The following is a 4,716-nucleotide window of genomic DNA, read 5'->3' as shown; positions in this document are numbered from 1 at the left end:
TTACTGCCCGTTAAGGCTGGGATAAAAATGAAAAACACTATAGAAATTTCGCCTTATTTTCATTGACATCCTCTTTTTTCAGTAAAATGAAACACTGCTCATAGGCAGTGTTTCTATCAATTCTTAACCATCGTCAATGCTACCCGGCCCTTTTTAAGATCTACCTGATCGACCCAAACAGTTACAACATCACCGACAGCAACAATGTCTAATGGATGCTTTACAAAGTTTTTGCTTAACTTCGAAATATGAACAAGACCATCCTGCTTAACACCGACATCAATAAACGCGCCAAAATCAACGACATTTCTCACTGTGCCTTGTAATTCCATTCCTTCTTGCAAATCTTCAAGCTGCAAAACATCTTTCTTAAGCAATGGCTTAGCAACTTCATCACGAGGATCACGCTCAGGACGAACTAATGAATCACAAATATCCTTCAATGTTAACTCACCTATCGCAAGTGCTTCCGCTGTTTCCTTTATATTCAAGCTAGTTAATTCGTTTCTTAACTTTTCGCTTCCCAGTTCCTCTATAGTTACATCTAGCTGCTTTAACAGTCGCTCTACTTCTTTATAGCTCTCTGGGTGAATGCTCGTCCGGTCAAGCAGCTGGTCTCCTTCTGTTACTCTTAAGAATCCAATACATTGTTCGTATGTTTTCGCACCAAGTCTGGGAATGTCCTTTAATTGTTTCCTGTTTGTGAATCTCCCTAACTCCTCTCTCTTTTTCACAATATTATTTGCAACTGTTTTACTCAATCCGGCAACATACTGTAAAAGAGATGGTGAGGCAGTATTCACATTCACACCTACTTGGTTAACGACCGTTTCAACGACAAATGTTAAAGATTCATTCAGCTTCTTCTGTGAAACATCATGCTGGTATTGTCCAACCCCAACAGATTTCGGGTCAATTTTCACTAATTCAGCTAACGGATCCTGCAGACGTCTTGCAATGGATACAGCACTTCTTTCTTCTACTTGTAAATTTGGAAACTCTTCCCTTGCTAAATCAGATGCAGAGTATACACTGGCACCCGCTTCATTTACGATTAAATACGAAACATCTCCACCCAATTCTTTTAAAATATCTGCAATGAATTGTTCAGTCTCCCTTGAAGCTGTTCCGTTGCCAATTGCAATAATTTCAATTCCATTCTCTTTAATAACATCTATAATCTTCTGTTTAGCTTCCTCTGCTTTTTTAACAGGGGGATGTGGATAAATCACTCCTACATAGAGCATCTTCCCTGTTTCATTAACAACTGCTAATTTACAGCCTGTACGATAAGCTGGATCAACTCCGAGTACCATTCTTCCTTTTAATGGTGGCTGCAGCAGTAAATTTCTTAAGTTTTGGGAGAAAATATGAATAGCCCTATCTTCTGCCTTATCTGTCAGTTCCTTTCTTATTTCCCTTTCAATCGATGGCTGTATTAATCTTTTATAAGCATCTTCGATTGTCTCTGTCAGTAATTCTTTTACAATTGTCTGTCCGTCTTTTATTTCTTGCTTTTCTATATATTTCAATATTTCATCCACTGGAGAATGAACGGAAATCCTTAAAATATCCTCTTTCTCCCCCCGGTTTATTGCCAATACACGGTGCGGAACAATCTTTTGGATCGGTTCCTCATACTCGTAATACATTTCATATACATTCTTTTCATCTTTTTCTTCATCCTTAGCTGCTGATGCAATGGAGCCTTTTCTAAAAGTTAACTGGCGTATCCACTGTCTGTAAACCGGTTCATCCGAGATTTGTTCAGCAATAATATCTTTCGCTCCTTGAATAGCCTCTTCTTCGGAATTTACTTCTTTTTCCTCGTTTATAAACTCTCTTGCCTTTTCAGAAATGACACCCGTTTTTGGCAGCTGTTTTATCCATTCTGCAAAAGGCTCTAACCCTTTCTCTTTTGCAATCGTTGCCTTCGTTCTTCTCTTTTGCTTATAAGGACGGTACAAATCCTCTACCTGCTGCAGCTTTGTAGCATTATGTATGTCTTTCGTTAATTGTTCTGTCAATTTTCCCTGTTCATTTATTAAACGAAGGACCTCTTCTTTCCGGCTCTCGAGATTTTGCATGTATGTCCAATTTTCAGAGATATTACGGATTTGCACTTCATCAAGTTCACCTGTTTGTTCTTTACGATAGCGAGCGATGAAAGGAACAGTATTGCTGTCTTCAAGTAATTGAATAACATTCTTCACTTGTTTATATGTAATTCCAAGCTCTTTACTAATATGCTTCATTATTTGTTCTTGTTTCTCAACCATAATAGACCTCCAAAATCAGTATATACACATTTTAGCAAATCATATCCTCTAGAAAAATAAAATAAAAAAAGTTACCCATTAGAGCAACTTTTCTCATATTCATAATTATGATGTTAAAAATCAATAAGTCCTAAGCTTATTTGCAAGGCTTCATCCACTTTATCCATCATCTCATCATCGAGATGTGTGATTTTATCTGTTAGTCTTTGCTTATCAATCGTCCGAATCTGTTCTAATAAAATGACAGAATCTCTTTCAAAACCGTATTTCTTTGCATCGATTTCAACATGAGTAGGCAACTTTGCTTTCTGAATTTGAGCTGTGATGGCTGCCACAATTACTGTAGGACTAAAGCGGTTTCCAATATCATTCTGGATAATTAATACCGGGCGAACTCCGCCTTGCTCTGAGCCAACAACAGGGGATAGATCAGCAAAATAAACGTCGCCGCGTTTGACAATCAAAAGCTTAACCCCCGCTTACTAAGCGTTCAACAGTATGATCAGCCTCAGACTCCGCTAAAAATGCTTCAGATGCAATGTTTAAATTGATTTTTGCCATCTCCATGTAACCGCGTCTCATCGATTCTCGAATCTGGCGCTTTTTACGTTCACGAATATACATTTTGGTAGCTTGATAAATAAGCTCGTTTCGATTTCCGCTTTCCTGTTTAACTAGTCCATCCAATTCAGTAATTAAACTTTGTGGTAAACGGATTAAAATTTCTGTCGTTGCGCTGGATTCAGACACAAACACACACCTCCACCAAACTTCCCACCGAGTATTCTTTTCCAATTCTAATAATAACATCTAAGGCCCAGTATGCAAAGCCTTAAAAAATTCACAACTGTTTAAATAGATTCTTAAAACATCACCATTTCCTATTATCGTCATTACAACAGCCCTTTTATTCATACCTTTTCTCCATTTTCTATTCTTTCACTGTAAATTAAGAAAAGAAAACTTCATTTTTCTAACAAATTGTCGCTGCGTTTATTAATAATGGGTTTCTCACTTCAATTATACTCCCATTCTGCAGAAATAGACGGGGAACACGTGATGTAATTGAACAAGTAACTTCGTAATTGATCGTTTCAAGCCTCTTTGCTATTTCATCAACAGATATAAATTCATTTCCTTGTTTCCCGATAAAAGTCACTTTCGTACCGACAGGCTTTTCAGATGGCAGCTTCACCATAAGCTGATCCATGCAAATACGGCCGATAATAGGTACTCTTTCTCCATCCACTAGTACTTCTGATCCACTAAGACGTCTAATCCATCCATCTGCATAACCAATTGGAATAGTACCGATCCATTCATCATCACCAGCTTCATATGTCGCACCATAGCTCACCTTTGTCCCTTTTGGAACTTTCTTTACATGTGTAAGCTTTGAATGCAGGCTAAATGCCTCTTCCAAAGGAAAAGGAAGTTCATCAACAATATCTAATGAAGGTGTTAAACCGTACATCGCAATTCCAAATCTGACAGCATTAAAAGCATGATCGGGGAATCTCAGACCTGTCGCGCTGTTTGCACAGTGAATTTGAATATTATCATCTGGAATAAGACGTATCATATTAGTAAATCGCTCATACTGCAGCTTAAAATAATCTGTTTCAATTTCATCAGCAGTAGAAAAATGAGTATAAACTCCTAATAATTTAAAACGTGGATTAGAATTTAAGAAAACTAAAATTTCATTCAGCTCTTCTTCCTTCGTAACCCCAATCCTTCCCATTCCGGTATCAACCTTTAAATGCAGCTTTAATTGACCTTGCCTAATATTCTGCTTCGCATCATCGAGCCAGTCTTTTGAAAAACATGTTAAAGTTAGATCATATTCAATTGCAAGCTGAGCGTCTTCCGAGCGCGTCGCCCCCAGAACAAGAATTGGCAGGGTAATACCGAGCGTTCTTAAAGCAATCGCCTCATCCAAAAAAGCTACCGCTAACTGCTCTGCTCCAGCAGAAATTGCCGCCTTCGCAACTTGAAAATCTCCGTGACCATATGCATTTGCTTTTACGACTGCAATTAATTTCACATTAGCACCGATATGTTTCTTCATCGATTTCACATTATGCGAAATTGCATCTAAATTTATTTCTGCCCACGTATCACGGTGGAATGACATAGCCATTGGTTACACTTCCTTATTATCTATTCTTTTCTACGGAAAAGGGACGGAGCTGAATGATGAAGCAAACAATTTAATTTATAAAGTTAAGCTTTTTTCGCTCCAGTCTCTTTCAGTGAAATTATATAATGCAAGAACTAAAAGACTTTTTCATCCTGAATTATGAATGAAAGATTATAAATGTTTTTATTTATCCCAGCCTTAACGGGCAGTAAGACTCCCATCGTAAGATTGTAGCTAAACGAGGAAGATAGGTGGGAGATCAACTGCCCATAAAGGTCCGAACAAATAGAACAC

4 protein-coding genes are annotated in these 4,716 nt (G+C 37.8%); all 4 read right to left on the bottom strand.

Annotation, left to right across the window (positions count from 1 at the left end; genetic code table 11):
• Positions 1 to 116 precede the first annotated feature (116 nt).
• The 4 genes from BFA01S_RS20830 to alr all read right to left on the bottom strand — a co-directional run bounded on the left by BFA01S_RS20830 (position 117) and on the right by alr (position 4,422).
• On the bottom strand, positions 117 to 2,279 hold the full coding sequence (locus BFA01S_RS20830; RefSeq protein WP_066235456.1) for a Tex family protein: 2,163 nt from the start codon (positions 2,277 to 2,279) through the stop codon (positions 117 to 119).
• A 113-nt stretch (positions 2,280 to 2,392) separates the two neighbouring features.
• A complete protein-coding gene (ndoA, locus tag BFA01S_RS20825; protein WP_066235454.1) occupies positions 2,393 to 2,743 on the bottom strand; it encodes a type II toxin-antitoxin system endoribonuclease NdoA in 351 nt (116 codons plus the stop codon).
• Between the two features lie 4 nt (positions 2,744 to 2,747).
• Positions 2,748 to 3,029, bottom strand: coding sequence for a CopG family ribbon-helix-helix protein (locus tag BFA01S_RS20820; RefSeq protein WP_066235452.1), 282 nt, complete (start codon positions 3,027 to 3,029; stop codon positions 2,748 to 2,750).
• Between the two features lie 223 nt (positions 3,030 to 3,252).
• The gene (gene alr / locus BFA01S_RS20815; protein ID WP_412758876.1) at positions 3,253 to 4,422 is read right to left on the bottom strand and encodes an alanine racemase; all 1,170 of its coding nucleotides are present in this window, start codon (positions 4,420 to 4,422) and stop codon (positions 3,253 to 3,255) included.
• Between the last annotated feature and the right edge of the window lie 294 nt (positions 4,423 to 4,716).

Origin of the sequence: Metabacillus fastidiosus NBRC 101226 (assembly GCF_001591625.1) — a bacterium.
GTDB lineage: Bacteria > Bacillota > Bacilli > Bacillales > Bacillaceae > Metabacillus > Metabacillus fastidiosus.
Note: the sequence above shows the minus strand (reverse complement) of the source record. Positions and strands in the feature narration are given on the sequence as shown.